At 67.5% G+C, this 17,817-nt stretch carries 14 protein-coding genes and 1 tRNA gene; 9 read left to right on the top strand and 6 right to left on the bottom strand.

Going from position 1 to position 17,817, the window contains the following annotated elements; all coding sequences use genetic code 11:
- The first annotated feature begins 29 nt into the window (after positions 1 to 29).
- Positions 30 to 1,091: a LacI family DNA-binding transcriptional regulator gene (locus FHG09_RS06385; protein WP_152346840.1), complete on the top strand. Its 1,062-nt coding sequence runs from the start codon at positions 30 to 32 to the stop codon at positions 1,089 to 1,091.
- A complete protein-coding gene (locus FHG09_RS06380) occupies positions 1,088 to 2,230 on the top strand; it encodes a LacI family DNA-binding transcriptional regulator (protein WP_152346839.1) in 1,143 nt (380 codons plus the stop codon). The genes FHG09_RS06385 and FHG09_RS06380 overlap by 4 nt, the downstream gene beginning before the upstream one ends.
- A gap of 45 nt (positions 2,231 to 2,275) precedes the next feature.
- Here the strand turns inward: FHG09_RS06380 and FHG09_RS19990 are convergent, their stop codons facing one another.
- Both FHG09_RS19990 and FHG09_RS06370 read right to left on the bottom strand, forming a co-directional pair.
- Entirely contained in the window at positions 2,276 to 3,316 is a 1,041-nt protein-coding gene (locus tag FHG09_RS19990) for a trehalose-phosphatase (protein WP_152346838.1), read from the bottom strand.
- A 10-nt stretch (positions 3,317 to 3,326) separates the two neighbouring features.
- Positions 3,327 to 4,916: an alpha,alpha-trehalose-phosphate synthase (UDP-forming) gene (locus FHG09_RS06370; protein ID WP_152346837.1), complete on the bottom strand. Its 1,590-nt coding sequence runs from the start codon at positions 4,914 to 4,916 to the stop codon at positions 3,327 to 3,329.
- A gap of 65 nt (positions 4,917 to 4,981) precedes the next feature.
- On the opposite strand from FHG09_RS06370, the gene FHG09_RS06365 reads away from it, so the two are divergent.
- From FHG09_RS06365 to FHG09_RS06355, 3 genes are all read left to right on the top strand, one after another.
- Complete coding sequence (locus FHG09_RS06365; protein WP_152346836.1) at positions 4,982 to 7,081, top strand: serine/threonine-protein kinase; 2,100 nt, start codon at positions 4,982 to 4,984, stop codon at positions 7,079 to 7,081.
- A 231-nt stretch (positions 7,082 to 7,312) separates the two neighbouring features.
- The gene (locus FHG09_RS06360; protein WP_152346835.1) at positions 7,313 to 8,173 is read left to right on the top strand and encodes a DsbA family protein; all 861 of its coding nucleotides are present in this window, start codon (positions 7,313 to 7,315) and stop codon (positions 8,171 to 8,173) included.
- A 258-nt stretch (positions 8,174 to 8,431) separates the two neighbouring features.
- Positions 8,432 to 8,507, top strand: a tRNA-Thr gene (locus FHG09_RS06355).
- A 275-nt stretch (positions 8,508 to 8,782) separates the two neighbouring features.
- Here the strand turns inward: FHG09_RS06355 and FHG09_RS06350 are convergent.
- Positions 8,783 to 10,795, bottom strand: a complete 2,013-nt coding sequence (locus FHG09_RS06350) for an ABC1 kinase family protein (RefSeq protein ID WP_152346834.1) — start codon at positions 10,793 to 10,795, stop codon at positions 8,783 to 8,785.
- Between the two features lie 125 nt (positions 10,796 to 10,920).
- Positions 10,921 to 12,246, bottom strand: a complete 1,326-nt coding sequence (locus FHG09_RS06345) for an MFS transporter (RefSeq protein WP_227492582.1) — start codon at positions 12,244 to 12,246, stop codon at positions 10,921 to 10,923.
- Positions 12,247 to 12,362: 116 nt separating this feature from the next.
- On the opposite strand from FHG09_RS06345, the gene FHG09_RS06340 reads away from it, so the two are divergent.
- From FHG09_RS06340 to FHG09_RS06325, 4 genes are all read left to right on the top strand, one after another.
- Positions 12,363 to 13,634, top strand: a complete 1,272-nt coding sequence (locus FHG09_RS06340; protein ID WP_227492581.1) for a low temperature requirement protein A — start codon at positions 12,363 to 12,365, stop codon at positions 13,632 to 13,634.
- Positions 13,635 to 13,697: 63 nt separating this feature from the next.
- A complete protein-coding gene (locus FHG09_RS06335) occupies positions 13,698 to 14,804 on the top strand; it encodes a M4 family metallopeptidase (protein WP_152346833.1) in 1,107 nt (368 codons plus the stop codon).
- Positions 14,801 to 15,121 (top strand): protealysin inhibitor emfourin, encoded by a 321-nt coding sequence (locus FHG09_RS06330; protein WP_152346832.1) that lies wholly within the window; start codon positions 14,801 to 14,803, stop codon positions 15,119 to 15,121. The genes FHG09_RS06335 and FHG09_RS06330 overlap by 4 nt, the downstream gene beginning before the upstream one ends.
- Positions 15,122 to 15,138: 17 nt before the next feature.
- Positions 15,139 to 16,116 (top strand): tryptophan 2,3-dioxygenase, encoded by a 978-nt coding sequence (locus FHG09_RS06325; protein WP_152346831.1) that lies wholly within the window; start codon positions 15,139 to 15,141, stop codon positions 16,114 to 16,116.
- A gap of 9 nt (positions 16,117 to 16,125) precedes the next feature.
- Here the strand turns inward: FHG09_RS06325 and FHG09_RS06320 are convergent, their stop codons facing one another.
- Both FHG09_RS06320 and FHG09_RS06315 read right to left on the bottom strand, forming a co-directional pair.
- Positions 16,126 to 16,890 carry an alpha/beta hydrolase gene (locus FHG09_RS06320; protein ID WP_152346830.1) on the bottom strand — a complete coding sequence of 255 codons (765 nt, stop codon included), beginning with the start codon at positions 16,888 to 16,890 and terminating at the stop codon, positions 16,126 to 16,128.
- On the bottom strand, positions 16,887 to 17,783 hold the full coding sequence (locus FHG09_RS06315) for an SGNH/GDSL hydrolase family protein (RefSeq protein ID WP_152346829.1): 897 nt from the start codon (positions 17,781 to 17,783) through the stop codon (positions 16,887 to 16,889). Before FHG09_RS06315 ends, FHG09_RS06320 begins: the two co-directional genes overlap by 4 nt.
- Positions 17,784 to 17,817 lie beyond the last annotated feature (34 nt).

The following is a 17,817-nucleotide window of genomic DNA, read 5'->3' as shown; positions in this document are numbered from 1 at the left end:
TACCGCGGTGCGAAAGTAGACTGACGACTATGAAGGTCACGTTGGACGAGGTCGCCGCCCGGGCCGGAGTGTCCCTGGCCACGGTCTCCCGGGTGCTCGGCCGCCGCGGTGCCGTCGCCGCATCGACGCGGGCGAAGGTGCTGGAGGCGATGACCGAGCTCGGCTATTCGCGTTCGACCCTGCTCCATGATGCGCCGAGGCGGCTCGTGGCCGTCAGTGCCCCCGGCAATCCCGAACATTGGCAGGTCCAGGTCTGCACCCGTGTGGCCAAGGCTCTGCAGGCTCATGATCTCCTCGTCACCCGCCCTCTGGTCGAGACCGACCCGGAACCGCTGCAGACCGCGATCGACGCCGGTGCCGTGGCCCTGGTGACCACGACGCTGACGAGCCTGAACACGGAGATCCCCTGCATCCGCGTCGCCGAACAGTCCGCCGGCGCCGAGGAGGCCGGCGGGTCCGGGACAGGTGCGGCAAGGTCGGATCGTGCTGAAGCAGGACCGGCCGGCTCGGGTGCGGCCCGAACAGGTGCGGGCAGCGGCGATGTCATCGCCGCGCGCCTCGACCTCGGCGGGGGGATGACCACGGCCTTCGAACATCTGCGGGCGATCGGACATCGCAGAATCGGTCTGATCTGCAATGACAGCGGAGAACTGGCCGTCCAGCTCATCCGCCGCTTTCTCGCCGAACATCCGGCCAGGAACCTCGGTCTCGACCTCGAGGACTGGATCTCGCGGGTGCCGAAGTCGTTCTCCGGAGGATCCCGGGCGGTGCTCGAGCTCAAGGATGCGACGTGCACCGCGGTGATCGTCCAGTCCGCTCTGCAGCTGCACGGTGCTCTCTACGGGCTGCGGAATCGGCATCTGCAGGTGCCGCGGGACATGTCGGTCGTCGGTTTCGGCGATTCCCCGACGATGAAGTTCACGGGCCCTCCGGCCACGGTGCTCGGCCTCGACGTCGAGGGACTGTCGAATGCCCTCATCGAGGCGACTCTGCAGACCCTGCGGATCTCGACGACGGGTCTGCCGTCGGTGCCGCCGGTATTCCGCCCCCGGCTCATCGCCCGCACCTCGACGACGGCGGCCCGCCGATGACCGGGCAGAATGCCGGCCGGGCGAGCAAAGGAGGTCCGGGCGCCGGCGGTGCGGGCCACACTGTCGGCCGCCCGCCCGAGCACCGTCACGTGCGTCTCGCCGAGATCGCCGGCACCGCGGGAGTCTCGAAGGCCACCGCCTCCCGAGCCCTGCGCGATCCGGATTCGGTGTCGGCCGCCTCCTCGGCGAAGGTGCGGCAGGCTCTGGCGATCCTCGGCGCCGCCGGGCAGGCCCCGGCCCCGGAATCCCCGGACGCATCCGGGCCGGGTTCCGGCGCAGGAGCCGGCTCACCGCTCGTCGCGCTCATCAAACCCGCGGTGTCGTCGGGCAATGTCGACCCGTACTCGCGGCTCGCGGAGATCCTGACGAACCGGATGTTCGCGCTGGGCATCGCCGTCGTCCACGTCGAAGCCATCGCCGAACGCAACGAGGCTCTGCTCGAGACCATCCTCGGCAGCGAGCACGGCGGTCCGACGATCTCCGGAGCCATCGTCGTCGGCGGCGGTGCGGCCGGTGTGCTCGCGGGAATGCTCGCCGAACGCGGGCTCCCGCTCATCCGCATCTCGAACGCCCGCCACGACGACGGGATCTCGCGCATCTATCTCGACGCGACCGGCGGAATCGAGACCGCCGTGGCCCATCTCGTCCACCTCGGCCACAGACGCATCGGGCTCGCCGTGCTGCGCGACTCGGCGGCCCCGGCCCGCATCGCCGGCTTCCGCAGATCCATGGCCGGAATCCTCCATATCCCCGCCACCCGTGACCAGGCCCCAGTTGTCGAGGCCGCCGGCGGTGCCATGGCCGGAGTCGCCGCCGCCGAGGAGCTGCTCGATCTGCGCTGCACCGCTGTCATCGCCTGCGCTCCGTCCCTGTCCTTCGGCATGCTCGAGGCCGCCCAGCGGCTCAGGCTCGACGTGCCCCGCGACCTTTCCCTGCTCACGGTCGGCGACGTCCCCGACGCCGATGTCGTCCAACCGCCCCTGTCGCAGGTCGTCTACGACTGGGCGACCGTGGCACAGTCGGCCATCGACGAGATCCGGACGATGATCGCCGGCGGTGACACCCGCGTGCACGTCGACTACACGGTCGACCCCGACCTCGTCCTCCGTGCCAGTGCCGTGCCCCCGCAACGCCGTTGACCTCGGGTTCCACCCCGGGCCCATCCTCGCCGAGGCGGCCCGACCTCAGTCGTGATCGCTGCCGAGGAATTTCCTGCGGTCCGCCACGAGGCGGCCGAGCATTTCGGCCACGGCGCCGGGATCGGCGATCCGCCACGAGGCACGAGTCTGCGCGGGCCCGACCTTGACGGTCAGCGCCGCGTCGAGGACACGAGCGTTCGTGAGTTCGTCGAGGGCCGCGAAGGCATCCTCATCGGTGACATCGTCACCGAGGTAGCCCAGAGCGGTCGGTCGGCCGGCGCGGGCGAGCAGCCGGACCCCATCACCTTTCGTCGCCTGTTTGACGGCGAGTTCGGTGATGTCGTGTCCCTCGATCACACGGATGTCGGGAAACTCCTCGACCACTTCAGTGGCGTGCTCGTGGAGAGCCGCGGCGGCCTCGGGGGCGATTCCGCGAGTGTGGACCGTCCGCGAATAGGGTTTGGCCTCGATGAGGAAATCCGAGGTGCCGTCTGTGCTGACTGCGCCGCCTGTGCGGCCTGTGCTGACTGCGCTGACTGCGCCGCCTGCGTCGTATGCGCTGCCTGCGCGGGCCGTGGCGTTCGCCGCGGTCGAACCGGGCGTGCCATCGGTGTCCGGAAGGGCGTGTTCGAAGGCGTCGAGGTGCGCATCGATGGCGGCGAGCATTTCGGCCTCGGCCGGGGTGAGCTCGGGAGAGCGGATCACGCCGGAGCCGTGCCTGCTTTCGGTGCCGCCGCCATCATGCTCAGCACCAGCGTCATGAGCAGAATCATTCCCGAGTTCGGCCTCCGCCCCGTGCGAGCCGACCAGCCAGACCGAGTCAGGAGCCGCGGACAGGCGTCGCAGAGTCGCGATATCGCGACCGGACACCAATGCCACCCGAGTCCGCGGCAGACTCGCGAGCGCCTCAACGGCGGCGGCCGATTCGGGGACCATCCGCGAGGTCGACGGATCGTCTTGGAGGGGTGCGAGCACCCCATCGAAATCAAGGGCCAGCAGCAGGGATTCGGCGGTGGCGAGGTCACGCAGAGCCACCTCGGCGGGAGTCGAGACGGCGGGTGCGGAAACGGTCGGTTCGATCGTCACTGAGATCCTCCTATCGGGAGGTGGAGATCTCGGAGACCCACTCGGCGTCCTCGGGACGATCGGCCCGACCCGAAGGCGCTGCGGGGGCGTCCGGCGGGGGAGCGGTCCGGCTCTTCTGCACGACCGGGCGGTCGGGGACGACGGCCTCGGGATTGTGCTTGAGGTGGTTGAGCTCGGCGAGGAAGTTCTTCGACCACAGGCTCACGGTGTCCGTGGCGACCTTCCGCCGCATCTGCCGCATCCGCCGGGCACGCGTCTTCTCATCCATCTCGACCGCCTCGAGGATGCCGGCCTTGAGATCGCCGATATCGTGCGGATTGACCGTCACCGCCCCCGTGAGCTGCTCGGCGGCACCCGTGAACTCCGAGAGCACGAGCGCCCCGTCGTCGTTCTGCCGGCACGCCACATACTCCTTGGCCACGAGATTCATCCCGTCGCGCAGGGCCGTCACCAACATGACGTCGGCAGCGAGGAAGAACGCCGTCATCTCATCGCGCGGATAGGAATGGTGGAGATAGCGGACGGGAATCGACCCGACGTCGACCTGCTCGCCGTTGATCCGCCCGACCGCGAGCTCGACATCGTGCCGGATGATCTTGTACTGCTCGAGCCGCTCCCGCGACGGGGTCGCGATCTGGATGAGCACGACGTCCTCGACGGCGAGGCGGCCTTCGGCGATGAGTTCGCCGTAGGCCTTGAGCCGGTGCCGGATGCCCTTCGTATAGTCCATCCGATCGACGCCGAGCATGACGACCTTCGGATTGCCGACGTCCTCGCGGATCTGCCGAGCCCGTTCGACGATGTCCGGATCCTTCGCGAGCTCCTCCAGATAGGGAGTGTCGATGGAGATCGGGAATGCCTCGGCGCGGACGACGTGCGCGGCCACGGCCTCACCCGCGGGCACGAGGACCGTCGATCCCTTCGTCGAGAAGTTCAGCCGACCGCGCACTGCACGCCGGAAGTTCGCCGCATCCGCGGGACGTTGGAAACCGATGAGATCAGCGCCGAGGAGGCCCCGCAGGATCTCATCGCGCCACGGCAGCTGCGCGAAGAGCTCGTAGGGTGGGAAGGGGATGTGGTTGAAGAAGCCGATCGCCACGTCGGGACGCATCCGGCGGACCATGAGCGGAACCAGCTGGAGCTGATAATCATGGATCCACACCGTCGCGGACTCCGCGGCCACCTCGGCGACCTTGTGCGCGAAGCGCTCATTGACCTGCACATACGCATCCCACCAGGTGCGGTGGTACTCGGGTGGGACGATGACATCGTGATAGAGAGGCCACAGCGTCGCGTTGGAGAACCCTTCGTAGTACCTGAGGACATCCTCACTTGTCAGGGTCACCGGTGTCAGGTGCATTCCGTCGATCGTGAAGGGTTCGAAATCCTCATCGGCGACTCCCGTCCAACCGATCCACGCACCCTCCTGGGCCTTCATCACAGGAGCCACAGCGGTGACCAAACCCCCAGGTGAGGTACGCCATCCGTGGTTCTCGTCGGCGGGATCGCGGTCGACGGGAAGTCGGTTGGCCACGACGACGAAATCGCTGTCGCCGAAGGTGATTTCGGTGCTTGGCTCGGCAGAGTTGACGGTGCTCATCTGCGCCTCCTCCTGAGTCGGTCCTTGGAATGAACTCTACTCGCTCGACTAGGCTTGGCCAGGTGATGGATCAGGAACTGGGAGGCTACCGCCTCATCGAGGAGCTCGGCTCGGGCGGCATGGGTGTCGTCTACCTCGGTGTCGACGGCGGAAACAACCCGGTCGCGGTCAAGGTCCTCCATCCGCACATCGCCAATGACGAGACCGCGCGGAAGCGTCTGGCCCGCGAAACCCGCACCCTGCGCAGGATCCGCCACCCTCGGATCGCCGAGGTCCTCGACGCCGAACTCGAATCCGCGCAGCCGTTCATCATCACCGAATTCGTCGATGGGCAGACCCTGTCCGATGACGTCCGCGACAACGGCCCCTTCGCCGAGGATGAGCTCGTCCACTTCGGCCACGCCCTCCTCGACGCCCTCAACGCCGTCCACGATGCCGGCGTCATCCACCGCGATCTCAAACCCGCGAACGTGATGATCATGGACGGTGAGCCCATGGTCATCGACTTCGGCATCGCCCAGGTCGCCGACGAAGTGCGCGTGACCGCGACGGGTCTGGTCATGGGCACACCCGGCTATCTGTCGCCGGAGATCGCCGACGGCAAGACCTCGAGTGAGAAGACCGACTGGTGGGGGTGGGCTGCGACGATGGCGTTCGCCGCCACCGGACGCAACCCCTACGGGTCCGGACCGCTGGAGGCGGTGCTCGGTCGGGTGGCGATGGGCAAATTCGATCTCGACGGGGCGCCGAAGAACTTCGCACCGCTCATCGCCGCCTGCCTCGACCCGAAGCCCGAACGTCGCCCGTCGGGGCAGATGATCCTCGATGCGCTCGTCGACATCGAGTCCGGGCGGATGCCGCAGCTCGGATCGGGTCCCAGCGGCGGGGCCGGTGCGGGTGGTCCGCAGCGGACACCGAGCGGAACCGCGGTCATGCCTGCCGTCGACGACGGCGCCGACGGCCGTGGCGGTGCCGGGGCTGCGCTGGGTGGTGCGGCGCTGGGTGGTGCGGCTCTCGGCGGTGCGGCCGGTGCCGCCGCCGGATTCGGTGCAGCAGGGGCTGCCGGTCATGGCGGTCCTGCCGGTCATGCCGGTCAGCGCGGAGACTATTCGGCAACGGGCTACCCGGGAGCCGGTCCGTCCGGCACCGGGCAGCCGCAGTACCCCGGTTCCAGCCGACCGACCAATCATGCCGGGTCCGGTCACGGTTCGGGGCCCGGGCAGGGGCCGGACTATGGTGCGGGACGGATACACGGACAGTCGCCGCAGCAGGCGACCGCACCACCGATCAGCAATCCCAACGGCGGCATTCAGGCGGGTCCGGGATCCCCGATGGCCGGCGCCGACCTCGGCCGCTCCGGATTCGTCCAGCCCGGTCAGGGACAGAACCTCGTCGGACCGGGCGGGGCCGGCGGACCGAGCGGGACGGGCGGACCGAATGGTCAGGTCGCTCAGGGACAGTGGGGCGGCCAAGCCGGTCACGGCGGCCAGCTCATGGGCCCCGGCGGTCAGCCGATCCAGTCCGGCGGCCAGCCGATGCAGCCGGGCGGCCAGCCGTGGGCGCCGATGGGCTACCGGCGAGTGCAGTCCGGTGGCTGGGTCGTCTTCGGACTCGTCGCTCTGGCCGTCGCCGTCATGCCTCTCGGTCCTCTGGTCATCTGTGTCGTCGCCCTGGTCTGGTCGGTGCTCGCTCGCACCGGCACACGTCTGGATCGGAAGGTCCAGCGCCACCGGTTCGACCGCGGAACGGACTCGGGGGGATTCTTCCGGGCGCTCGCCTCGGCGCCGGGGGCCGTGCTGGCCTCGATCCTGACCTCGGTGGCCTCGATCATCCTGCCGGCGATCGCGGCCGCCGCCGCGCTCGTGCTCACGCGACTCGACATCGCCGGGATCGTGCCCAGCGGTGCCTCCGAACAATGGTCGGTGTGGGCTGCGGGCGCCGCCGGTTCGCTGGTGCTGTGGGTCGGGCCGGGAGCCTCGAGCCTGCGCTTCGGCTCACGGCTGCTCGTGTCGGGAGCCACTCGCAATCAGCTCGGCCGCCTCGTCGCATTGGCCGTGATCGCGCTGCTCGTCATCCTTGCCGTCATGGTCATCCAGTCGGGGGCGGCCATGTCCTGGTGGCCGCTGACGGTGAACCCCTTCGACTACCTGCCCGGACCGGTGTGAGCCGGCCCGCGCGAACGGACGGTGCGATCAGGGCGGTGTGCCCGGCTCGGACGTCCCGAAGCTGCCGGAGCCGAGGTGCAGGTAGTTGAACGTTGTAGTTGAACCTTGAATGTTTCTGGGAGTCGGCCCAGCACCTGTTTCGGTACAGTGGTGCCGTCGGGTCGCGGAAGCCGTCCCGCACCGTTCGGGCCTCAGCCCGCACCGATGTCAGACGATCCAACGTGAGGAACAATGGCGAAGAACAACTCCGCGGACGACAAGCGGAACCGCGCACGCGAGAACGCCCGCCAGATCGCGGCGAATCAGGCGAAGAAGGAGAAGACCGCGAAGACGATTCTGTACGTCGGCATCGCTGTCGTCGTCGTCGCGGTGCTGGCAGTGGTCGGTGTGCTGGTCTTCCAGCAGAGCAAACCTGCTGTCAATCCCTCGAACTATGTCTCCGACGGAATCACCGTGGGCAAGGACAACACACTCGTGCAGCCGTTGCAGATGCCCGACGGTGAGGAATCGGATCTGCCGGCTCCGACCGAAGCGGGTGCGAAGAAGGGGGCCGCCACGGTCACCGTCTACCTCGACTTCCAGTGCCCCGGCTGCAAGGCCTTCGAGGAAGGCAACGCGAACATGCTGCGCAAACTCGCAGATGAGGGCTCGATCGTCGTCAACTACAAGCCGGTGTCGTTCCTCGACCGCATGTCCAGCGGCAACGAGTACTCGACCCGCGCTGCCAACCTCGCCGCCTGTGTCGTCGACAGCCAGCCCGAGGTCGCCGTCGACCTGTTCGACGCGCTCTTCGCTCAGCAGCCGGAGGAGGGCACCGAAGGCCGCACCGATGAGGAGCTGCTCAAGGTCGCCGAGGAGGCCGGTGTCGACACCTCGAAGAAGCTCAAGGCCGATCCCGAGCAGACCGTGAAGTCCTGCGTCACGGACCGGACCTTCGACAAGTTCGTCGAACAGTCGAGCCAGACGGCTCTGGACGACGGCGTCGAGGCCACCCCGTGGGTGCTCATCAACGGCAAGCACACCGACAAGACCAGCGACTCGCAGGCCCTGGCCACCGAGATCCTCAAGGCCACCGGAGAGTTCAAGGGCTGATCGTCTGAGGCTCCCAGTCGGTGCTGGGGCAGTCCCGGGAGAGCCGGGGACTGCCCCGGGGTGGTGACGCAGGAGAGAAGGCCGGACCTCGCCGAGGTGGGGCCCGGTTTTCGCTGTCCCTGCGGGATGGGCGTGGTCAGGGTTGAGGCGGGGGCCGCCTCGGTGAGGGTGTCCTGCAGGTCACGTCCCCTGCGGTTTTGTGGCCGGGCCCGGCCATGGACTACTATCATGTAGGCGCGCACGCTCGATGCGCACCACGCCTCCTTAGCTCAGTTGGTAGAGCACCGCTCTTGTAAAGCGAAGGTCGTCAGTTCGAGTCTGACAGGGGGCTCCACCCGAAGAAGCCCCGCGCACCGCTGGAACGAGCGGAACGCGGGGCTTCTTCTATGCCAGCGTATGGCGGCGTGCCCACACTTTCCCGCACTTCAGATCGCCTCGGTCCTCGACCGTTCAAGCGCAAGCTTCTCCCGTTCAAGGCCTAACCCGCTTATCGCAGAGAAGACGGCGCTATAACCGCGCCAGCGCTTGAACGAGGTCGCGGTGACGCTGAAGTGGCGACGGTGGAGATCGGTGAACGAGGTCGGAATCAGCGCTGCGGTGGACGACCGGCTACCCGTCGCCGTCGCGTCTGAACACGAGCATGAGGGATCGCATGCTCAGCACGAAGCCGCCGAAGAGCAGCACGAAGCCGAAGAACGAGTACAGGTGGATGTCCTTCGTCAGGAGCGGGCCCTCATCGCTGGTGATGAGCATGATCGCTCCCACCACCGCGGCCCCGGCGAGGACTGCGACGATGAGCTGCTGGAACAGGCTGGTGAGGAAGCTGCGATCTGAAGGGTTCTCGAGCACCCGCATATTCATCGAGAACCGGCCCTGCTCGAGGTCCTCGGTGATCTTGTTGATCCGGCGCGGCATGCGGTCGATCATCGGCATCAGCTGCAGCGCCCGACGCTGGAGCTCATCGGTGATCTTCGTGCCCTTGAGCTTCGACCTCACGAGCCTGTTGCCCTCCCGCCGGGACACGGCGACGACGTCGAAGTGCGGATCGATCGTCAGCAGCGCACCCTCCACGGAGGCCATCGCCCGGAAGGCGGCGCTGATCGGCGCCGGAACGGAGAAGCGGTGAGCGAGCACGAGATTGAACAGATCGTCGAAGAGCTTCTGCCCCTGTGACGCGCGGGTGCCGCCGCCGTAGCGCAGCAGGAGTTCGCCGACGGCGCGTTCGACTTCCCGGTCGTCGAGTCCGTCGGGTCGTCCGAGGAGTTCGATGAGGGCATCGGTGGCACCGGCGCTGTCGTTCTGATCGATCGAATAGAGCATGAGGCCCAGAGACGTCTGCGTGGCCGGGTCGAGCCGACCGACGGCACCGAAGTCGAGAAGACCGAGTTTCCCGTCGGGAGTGATGAAGATGTTGCCGGCATGCAGATCGGCGTGGAAGATTCCGTCACCGATGATCTGCTCGAGCGTGGCTCCCAGCAGCGTGGTCGCCAACCGGGACCGCTCGGCACCGCTGAGCTCGGTCAGCAGCGCCCCCGCCCGCGAGACCGGCTGACCGGGCAGTCGATCCATGACCAGCAGGCGTTCGCCGCTGAGCGCCGGATAGCCGTGCGGGACGGTGACGTCGAACTTCCCCGACCGTGTGAGAGAGGCCTCGATGCTGGCCATATTGTCCAGCTCGATCCGATAGTCGAGCTCTTCTTCGAGAGTGTTCGCGAAGCCCGCGGCCAGCGACTTCACGCCCAGATCTCTGCCCCACGTCGTGGTCTTGTTCAGCCACGCCGCCAGCCGCAGGATGATGTCGAGGTCCTGCGTGACCTGATTGAGCGCCTTCGGTCGCTGCACCTTGACGATGACCTCCGTGCCGTCGAGCAGCGTCGCCTCATGCACCTGCGCCACCGAGGCGGCCGCCAGCGGCGTGGAGCCGATCCGTGCGAAGACCTCTCCGATCGGTCGGCCGAGCCGCTCTGTGATGGCCGGTTCGATGACCGACCAGGGTTCGGGAGTGACCTGGGTCTGGAGCGTCTCGAGTTCACGGACGAACACCGGCGGGAGGATGTCGCGGCGGGTCGAGAGCATCTGTCCGAGCTTGACGAAGGTCACCCCCGCCTCGGCGAGGGATTCCTTGAGCGCCCGCGCGGTCTTGACCTCGCGGCCCGGCGAATCCCCGCCGAAGCCGCGCAGCTGGGAGCCGAGCCCGTGCCTGACCGCAATGGACACGACCTGGGCATAGCGGCGGCCGCGGCGACGGCGGGACTTCCACCCGAAGAACAGCGACTGCGGGCCGGGCAGGGATCCGGTGGGAAAGGCGGCTTCGAGCATGACGAGGGCACCGACGCCCAGGGCGAAGATCCACCCGAGGGCGAGCACCATGAACAGCACCGCCACTCCGGGTGAGACGTCGAGACCGGTGGTGTTCTGCCCGGTCCCGGCCCGGTAGAGGTACTGGACGGTCACGGCCACGACGGCGCTCATGACGAGGCCGACGGCGAGCGTGCGCGGCCAGCCGACGGGAACGCCGACGACGCGACGGACCACGGTGGCGGCGAACCATGACTGGAGGAAGAGGAAGACGAGCGCGGCCAGGCTCACCAGCACATATCCGCCGACGTCCAGTGCTTCCATCGATGACTCTCCTGATCCTGTTCGGGCTGTCAGCTTCGGGCGCTCAGCCGAACATCGTCGAATCGGTCATCCCCAGCCTAGTCCGTTCGCCGAACGCGGTGCTGAGAGCCGGAGCCGGCCCGCAGTCAGCCGGTGTGCGGTGGGTCGAGGCGCCGCCTTCCTGGCAGGCCGACCTGGCGGGCCCAGATGAGGATCCACACCGCGCCGAGGAGGGCGAGCAGACCGGGGAAGAGCACCCCGAATCGCAGGGTGGTCACGGTGATGATGAGGGACAGCAGCGTCGGCCCGCCGAGTTTGCCGCCGTTGTTGAAGATCGCCCAGATGCCGAGGAAGCGGGGGCGACCGACCGCGGGGGAGAGGTCCGCCCCGATCGTCATATTCACCCCCGCCCCGAGGCCGTTGCCGAACGCCATGACCGCGGCGGCGATGACCATTCCGGCGAGATCCGGTTTCGCGACCATGATGATGAACCCGGTGCCGAAGATGGACAGGCACGCCACGAGGGTCGCCACCCGGCCGAGGTGGTCCTTGATATACGCGCCGAGGAACATGACGATGAGCTCGAGCCCGGCACCGAAGGCGATGATGAGCGAGATCGATGACTTGTGCAGCCCGATCTCCACGCCCCAGAGCTGGACGACGACCGGTTGGGCGGCGCGGGCTGCCGCCAGCGCGATGATCGTGACGCCGGTGAGCACGACCGATTTCCAGGCCACGTCGAGAGGCGGCCGGCGATCTCTCCTCTTCCTTCGCCGAGGATGGGCGACGTCTCCGTGTGCGGGCTCGCTCGCCTCGGCGGGAGAAGAATCATCGGCGGGGGACGGATCGTGATCGTCCGCAGGGGAGGTCGGGGCCGCCTCGCGGTGGGGGTGGTCGTCGAAGCCGGGGATCTGCGCGATCGGCAGAGCCATGATCACGATCGCGGCGACGGCGGTGAGCGCGGAGAAGACGAACACGGACCAGATGGGGAAGACGAGCATGAGGCCGGCGCCGATCATCGGGCCGACGAGGTTGCCGACCCGCTGCGTGCCGCCGAGTGCGGTCATCGCCTTGGCGAGGTCGGCCGGCGGCATGACCTCGGCGACGACGGCCTGCCGGGCCAGGCTCCACACGTCGGAGACCGGGCCGAAGATCATGAGCGCGGCCGTATAGACGAGCAGCGAATACGGCGAATCCCAGATGAAGGCGGCGACGATGGAGCCGAGGACGATGATCGCGGCGATCGTGGCCACGGTCATGGCCCGGAAATCGCCGAGGCGGTCGATGAGGATCCCCGCCGGCACCGTGGCCATCAAGGACACGGCCCCCATGATGCCGACGATGGCCGCGGCGAACGCCTGCGTCGAACCCAGTGAGAGCGCCCCGAGCACGAGAATCGGCATGATCGCGCCCAGGCCGACGGCGAAGAGGGCGAACGGGACGAGCACCGGCCACATGATGGGTTTGAGCACGTGGCAAGCTTAGTTGAGGTGCCGGCGGGACGGGTCGCAGTCGGCCGTGGCGGCGGGCGGTCTGCGGTTCTCGGTCATAGACTGTTCGAACGCAGCGACCGACCGTCTGGAGGGCCATGGCCACGTCGAAGACGCCGAACGGCGACAGCGCACCGCACGGCGACAGCACATCGAACACCGGCAGCGCACCGAACGCACTGTCCGCACCGGCGCGCTTGCGTCTCAGTCCGATGCGCCCACGCGATCCCGGCGAAGAGGGCCGGGCGGCGAGCACCCTCGAGCTCTTCTTCGACCTCGTCTTCGTCATCGCCGTCTCGATCGCGTCCTCACACCTGCATGACACGATCACGGCGGGCCGCCTCGGCGAGGGGGTGGTGAGCTATCTGCTCGTGTTCTTCGGGATCTGGTGGGCGTGGATGAACTTCACGTGGTTCGCGACGTCCTTCGACACCGATGACTGGCTCTACCGGCTGCTGACGATCGTGCAGATGGGCGGGGTGCTCATCCTCGCCGCGGGCATCGGGCCGGTCTTCGACGACGGCGACTTCCGACTGCTCATCGCCGGCTACGTTCTCATGCGCATCATCATGATCTCCCAATGGCTGCGCGCCTCCCGCGGTGCTGGACGGGCACGGTGGACGACGATCGTCTACGCCTGTGGGATCGGCATCGCCCAGATTCTGTGGGTGGCGTGGCTGGCCATCGACGATCCCGTCTTCCGGGCTGTCGGCCTCGGTATGCTCATCCTCGCCGAGGTGGCGGTGCCGGTCGTCGCGGAGACTCGCGGCACGACGCCGTGGCACCCGCATCACATCACCGAACGCTATGGCTGCTTCACGATCATCGTCCTCGGCGAGAGCCTCCTGGCCTCGGCGAACACGATCTTCGACGCGCTGGGCGAGGTCGAGGACATCGTCCCGCTGATCTCACTGGGCGTCCTCAGCCTCATCGTCACCGCCGCGATGTGGTGGATCTACTTCTGGCCGCCGCACCACCGGGCGATCGGCAGCCTCGGCGGGTCGCTCAAGTACGGCTACGGCCACTACTTCATCTTCGCCGCCGCCGGTGCGTTCTCCGCCGGAGTCGGCATCGAAGCCGATTCCCAGCTCGGTGCCAGCGCCCTCGACCCGGCGCTGGCGACGTTCACGGTCTCGGTGCCGATCGCGGTGTTCGTCCTCGGAGTGTGGGTGCTCGCAATCCGCGCCAACGCCGATGCCGTCGTCAACACCGTCGTACCGGCCTGCGCGCTGCTCGTCCTCCTCGACCCGATCATCCCGGTGCCGACGTTCCTCACGACGTTCTTCATGGTCATCATCGTCATCACCCTCGTCGTCTTCCCGCCGAAGGACGAGAACGGCGAGACCGGCGCCGAGGCGATCGTGCGGTGACCGTGTCCCGCTGAGGACCTCGCGGCCCTACCGCATCCGAGGTGAACGTGGGACGCTGGAGTCATGACTTTCCACAGCGTCGTCCCGCCCTACCTCCTCGATGCGATCGCCGAACGCGGCACCGAGCGTTTCCCGAAGGCCGCGGCCGCCGCGGCCAGCTGCCGGATGTCCGATGAGAGCTGCCGGAACCTGCGCCTGGCGGGTCTGCGCTACACCCCGCCGGCCGACCTGCGCAAGGACGAAGACGAGCTGGCCGCACCCGCCCCTGCTGGATTGCAGCGACTCATCCACGACGCCGGGAACACCGAGGTGCTGCCAGGCACGCTCGTCCGCTCCGAGGGTGAGGAGCCCGTCAGCGATGAGCCGGTCAACGAGGCATACGACGGACTCGGCGCTTCGTTTGCACTGTTCTCGGAAGTCTTCTCCCGCGACTCCCTCGACGGGCAGGGAATGCCGCTCATGGCCAGCGTCCACTACGGCAAGGACTACGACAATGCCTTCTTCGACGGTCGGCTCATGGTCTTCGGTGACGGCGACGAGGAAGTGTTCACCGGGTTCACCGGTTCGCTGTCGATCATCGGCCATGAACTCTCCCACGGCGTCATCAGCCACACCGCCGACCTCGAATACTTCGGCCAGCCGGGAGCACTCAACGAGCACTGCGCCGATGTCTTCGGTGCCCTGACGCAGCAGCACGATGCCGGACAGGACGCCGAGGACGCCGACTGGCTCATCGGCGCCGGAATCTTCACGCCCGAGGTGACCGGCCGCGCCCTGCGGTCGATGATCGAACCCGGCACGGCCTATGACGACGACGTCCTCGGCAGGGATCCGCAGCCGGCGCATATGGACGATTTCGTCACCACCGACTCCGACAACGGCGGGGTCCACCTCAACTCCGGGATCCCGAATCGTGCCTTCGCTCTCGCCGCGACCAGCGTCGGCGGTCCGGCCTGGGAGAGCGTCGGACAGGTCTGGTACGCCGTTCTCACGGGATCGGAGATCACGAAGCGCACCGACTTCGCAGAGTTCGCAGAACTCACCATCGCCGAGGCGGCCGACCAGTTCGGAGCCGGATCCGACGTTCACGATGCGATCGTGGCCGGGTGGGAGACCGTGGGAATCTCCCACGCCGGATCGGCGCGCGGAAACCAGGGGAGCAGCTGGTGAACGAACAGCCGGCCGAAGGGTTCGGGCGTCTGCTCGTCGAACGCTCGGGCGGGATCGGCGGGATGCTGCTCGTCTGGGAAGTCGACGTCGACGCGAGCACCCGGCGCGATGACCTCGGTCCGCGCATCGCCGAACTTCCGTGGTCCGACAGCGGGCAGAGTGATGAAGCGCCGCCGGGTGCCGACCGGTTCGCCTACCTCATCGAGAGCCGGTTCGGGCGAGTGCGCTTCGGTGAGAGTCAGATGCCGCCGGAGTGGAAGCAGCTGGTCGACGAAGTGCGGGACGTCGCCGAACCGCAGAGGCGACAACCCGGCTGACCCCTATGCTGGACGTCATGACCGACACCAACCAAGACCCGAGCAACGAAGCTCGACCGAACTCAGGCGCTCGCACACGCAGCGGCACCCAGCAGACTCCGACCGATGCGAGGACGACGGCCGAGAAGAACGAACGTGACCTCGAAGCCGGGGTCCACACGGACCTCAGGGAGTCGATGACGTACGGGTCGTATCTCGACCTCGACCGGCTCCTCGGAGCCCAGCACCCCGTCAGCAGCCCCGAACATCACGACGAGCTGCTGTTCATCATCCAGCACCAGACCACGGAACTGTGGTTCCGGCTTGTCATCCACGAACTCCTCGATGCCCGCCGGCTCATCGCCCATGATGAGCTGCAGACCGCGCTCAAGCGCATCGCCCGCGTCAAACACATTCAGAAGACCCTGACCGAGCAGTGGTCCGTCCTGGCAACGCTGACGCCGAGCGAATACGTCGGATTCCGCGACCAACTCGGCCGGGCTTCGGGCTTCCAGTCCTGGCAGTACCGGGCCGTGGAGTTCCTGCTCGGCAACAAGAATCGCGCCATGCTCCCGGTCTTCGACGGAGAGCCCGAGGCACGTGCGGCTCTGGAGCAGTACTTGGAGGAACCGAGCGTCTACGACGAATTCCTCGCCTGCTTGGCCCGCCGCGGACTTCCGGTGCCGCAGCGGCTCCTCGATCGGGACAAATCGGTCGCCCACACCTTCGATGAGGAACTGTGCGATGTCTTCCGCATCATCTACGAGAATCCGCAGAAGTACTGGCAGGAATACGAAAGCTGCGAAGAACTCGTCGACCTCGAGGAGAACTTCCAATTCTGGCGCTACCGGCACATGCGCACGGTGCTGCGGATCATCGGCATGAAACGAGGAACAGGCGGGTCCAGCGGAGTCGGATTCCTGCAGAAGGCGCTCGATCTGACGTTCTTCCCCGAACTCTTCGATATCCGCACCGGCATCGAGAACGGACCCGGCATCAGTCCCGAAGGGATCTGAGCGCCGTCCTCAACCGAGCAGGAGGTTCCTCACCTGCGGGAAGAACGGAGATTCGGGGTCGATGACATCGGCATGGTTCGCTCCGGCCAACTCGGTCAGGGCGGCGGGGAAGACGCGGGAGAACCCGATGTCGACGGTGGCATCGGCATCCCCGTGGATCGAATGCACATCGACGCGAGCTGGGATGAGCGCCGCCCGCGACCTGGGATCGTGACGCAGGTACGCCTCCAGGTCGTCCTCGGGGCGCACGCCCATATAGTCGAGGACCGCTCCATCGCCGAGGTCTCCCTCGACTTCCCGCAGCAGATCGGTCACCGGCGCCAGAGGACGCAGACGGATCCGCGGACCTTCCTCGGCCAGGTGCGAGGCCCAGGCGAGGACGAGGCAGCCACCGGCCGAATGACCCGAGACGACCAGATTCTCCCTCGCCTGTTCGCTGACACCCCAGCGGGGCAGCTCGGCGCACACCGAATCGATGGCCGCAGCGACATCGTCGAGCAGGAGCGGCTGACCGCCGAACCTCCGATACTCGACGGAGGCGACGAGCACTCCCGACTCGGCCAAGGCTTGAGCCGACGGCCGGGCATGGGACAGGTCGGTGCGGGGGCGGAAGTAGCCTCCGTGGACGAAGATCACCGTCGCCGAGGCGGTCGCCGGGTCACCATAGACCTCGACGAACTGCTCCGGGCAGTCTCCGTAGACGTGCCGGAACGCCGGGGCCATGGCCGCCCCGGCGGCAGAGAGCTCGGGAATGCGCACGGACTCGACACTCATCCTTCGGAGCCGCCCGGATGGTTCACCCCGCCGGCGTCGACCCCGCCGGCAGCGTCGGCCTCGCCGGCTTCCCGTGCACGGTCGACTTCGCGCGAGCGTTCGACAAGGTCACGGACGCGTGTGAGCTCCGGCAGCTTCGGGTCGAGGGTGTCACCGGAGGACTGCCCGCGCAGTCGGCGACCGACCCAGGGGGCCAGGTACTCACGGGCCCACCGCGACTCCTCGCTCATGACCTCACGGATCGCCCGCGTCGGACGTGCCGGAACGCCGAAGCCCTTGACCGGCAGGGAGCGACCGCTCTCCAGAGTGGCCAGCGCCTGCTCGGCGACGAGGTGGTGGCCCTCCGTCGACAGGTGGATGCGGTCGGCGGCCCACATCTGCGCGGCGTAGAGCGAACGCAGCCCCCACAGATCGACCATATGGCAGCCGTGCCGCTGCGCAATCGACCACAGATGGGCGTTGTAGACTCCCACACGAGGACGCACCGCACGGATGAGCGGAGTGCTGAACTCGGTGTCGAAGCCATTGCACATGAGCACTTCGATACCGGCCTCGCGCATCGCGACCACGGCACGTTCGAACTTCGCCGCCAAGGCATCGATATCGGCCTTCGGACGCAGGCAGTCGTTGCCGCCGGCACACAGGCTCACCAGGTCCGGCTTCAATTCGAGGACCTGCGGCACCTGGTCATCGACGATGCGGTCGAGCAGCCGACCGCGGATGGCCAGATTGGCATAGGACAGGTCCGGGCTGCCCACCGAGGACTCGGTGAGCATGAGCGCGAGCCGGTCGGCCCAGCCGCGATACCGGTTCTCGACCCGCGGGTCGGAATCCATCAGACCCTCACTGAACGAGTCTCCGATTGCGACGTATGAGGTGATCGGCTCAAGCATCAGGGATCCTTCTCTCTTCGGGCGACTCATCCAG

This window comes from Brevibacterium sp. CFH 10365 (assembly GCF_009299785.1).
GTDB classification, from domain to species: domain Bacteria; phylum Actinomycetota; class Actinomycetes; order Actinomycetales; family Brevibacteriaceae; genus Brevibacterium; species Brevibacterium limosum.
This window is presented reverse-complemented; position numbering and strand designations above follow the sequence as displayed.

Coding starts and splice junctions, on each gene's coding strand:
- FHG09_RS06385 (WP_152346840.1), top strand. CDS start 30: ATGAAGGTCACGTTGGACGAGGTCGCCGCCCGGGCCGGAGTGTCCCTG.
- FHG09_RS06380 (WP_152346839.1), top strand. CDS start 1,088: ATGACCGGGCAGAATGCCGGCCGGGCGAGCAAAGGAGGTCCGGGCGCC.
- FHG09_RS06370 (WP_152346837.1), bottom strand. CDS start 4,916: ATGAGCACCGTCAACTCTGCCGAGCCAAGCACCGAAATCACCTTCGGC.
- FHG09_RS06365 (WP_152346836.1), top strand. CDS start 4,982: ATGGATCAGGAACTGGGAGGCTACCGCCTCATCGAGGAGCTCGGCTCG.
- FHG09_RS06360 (WP_152346835.1), top strand. CDS start 7,313: ATGGCGAAGAACAACTCCGCGGACGACAAGCGGAACCGCGCACGCGAG.
- FHG09_RS06350 (WP_152346834.1), bottom strand. CDS start 10,795: ATGGAAGCACTGGACGTCGGCGGATATGTGCTGGTGAGCCTGGCCGCG.
- FHG09_RS06340 (WP_227492581.1), top strand. CDS start 12,363: ATGGCCACGTCGAAGACGCCGAACGGCGACAGCGCACCGCACGGCGAC.
- FHG09_RS06335 (WP_152346833.1), top strand. CDS start 13,698: ATGACTTTCCACAGCGTCGTCCCGCCCTACCTCCTCGATGCGATCGCC.
- FHG09_RS06325 (WP_152346831.1), top strand. CDS start 15,139: ATGACCGACACCAACCAAGACCCGAGCAACGAAGCTCGACCGAACTCA.
- FHG09_RS06320 (WP_152346830.1), bottom strand. CDS start 16,890: ATGAGTGTCGAGTCCGTGCGCATTCCCGAGCTCTCTGCCGCCGGGGCG.
- FHG09_RS06315 (WP_152346829.1), bottom strand. CDS start 17,783: ATGCTTGAGCCGATCACCTCATACGTCGCAATCGGAGACTCGTTCAGT.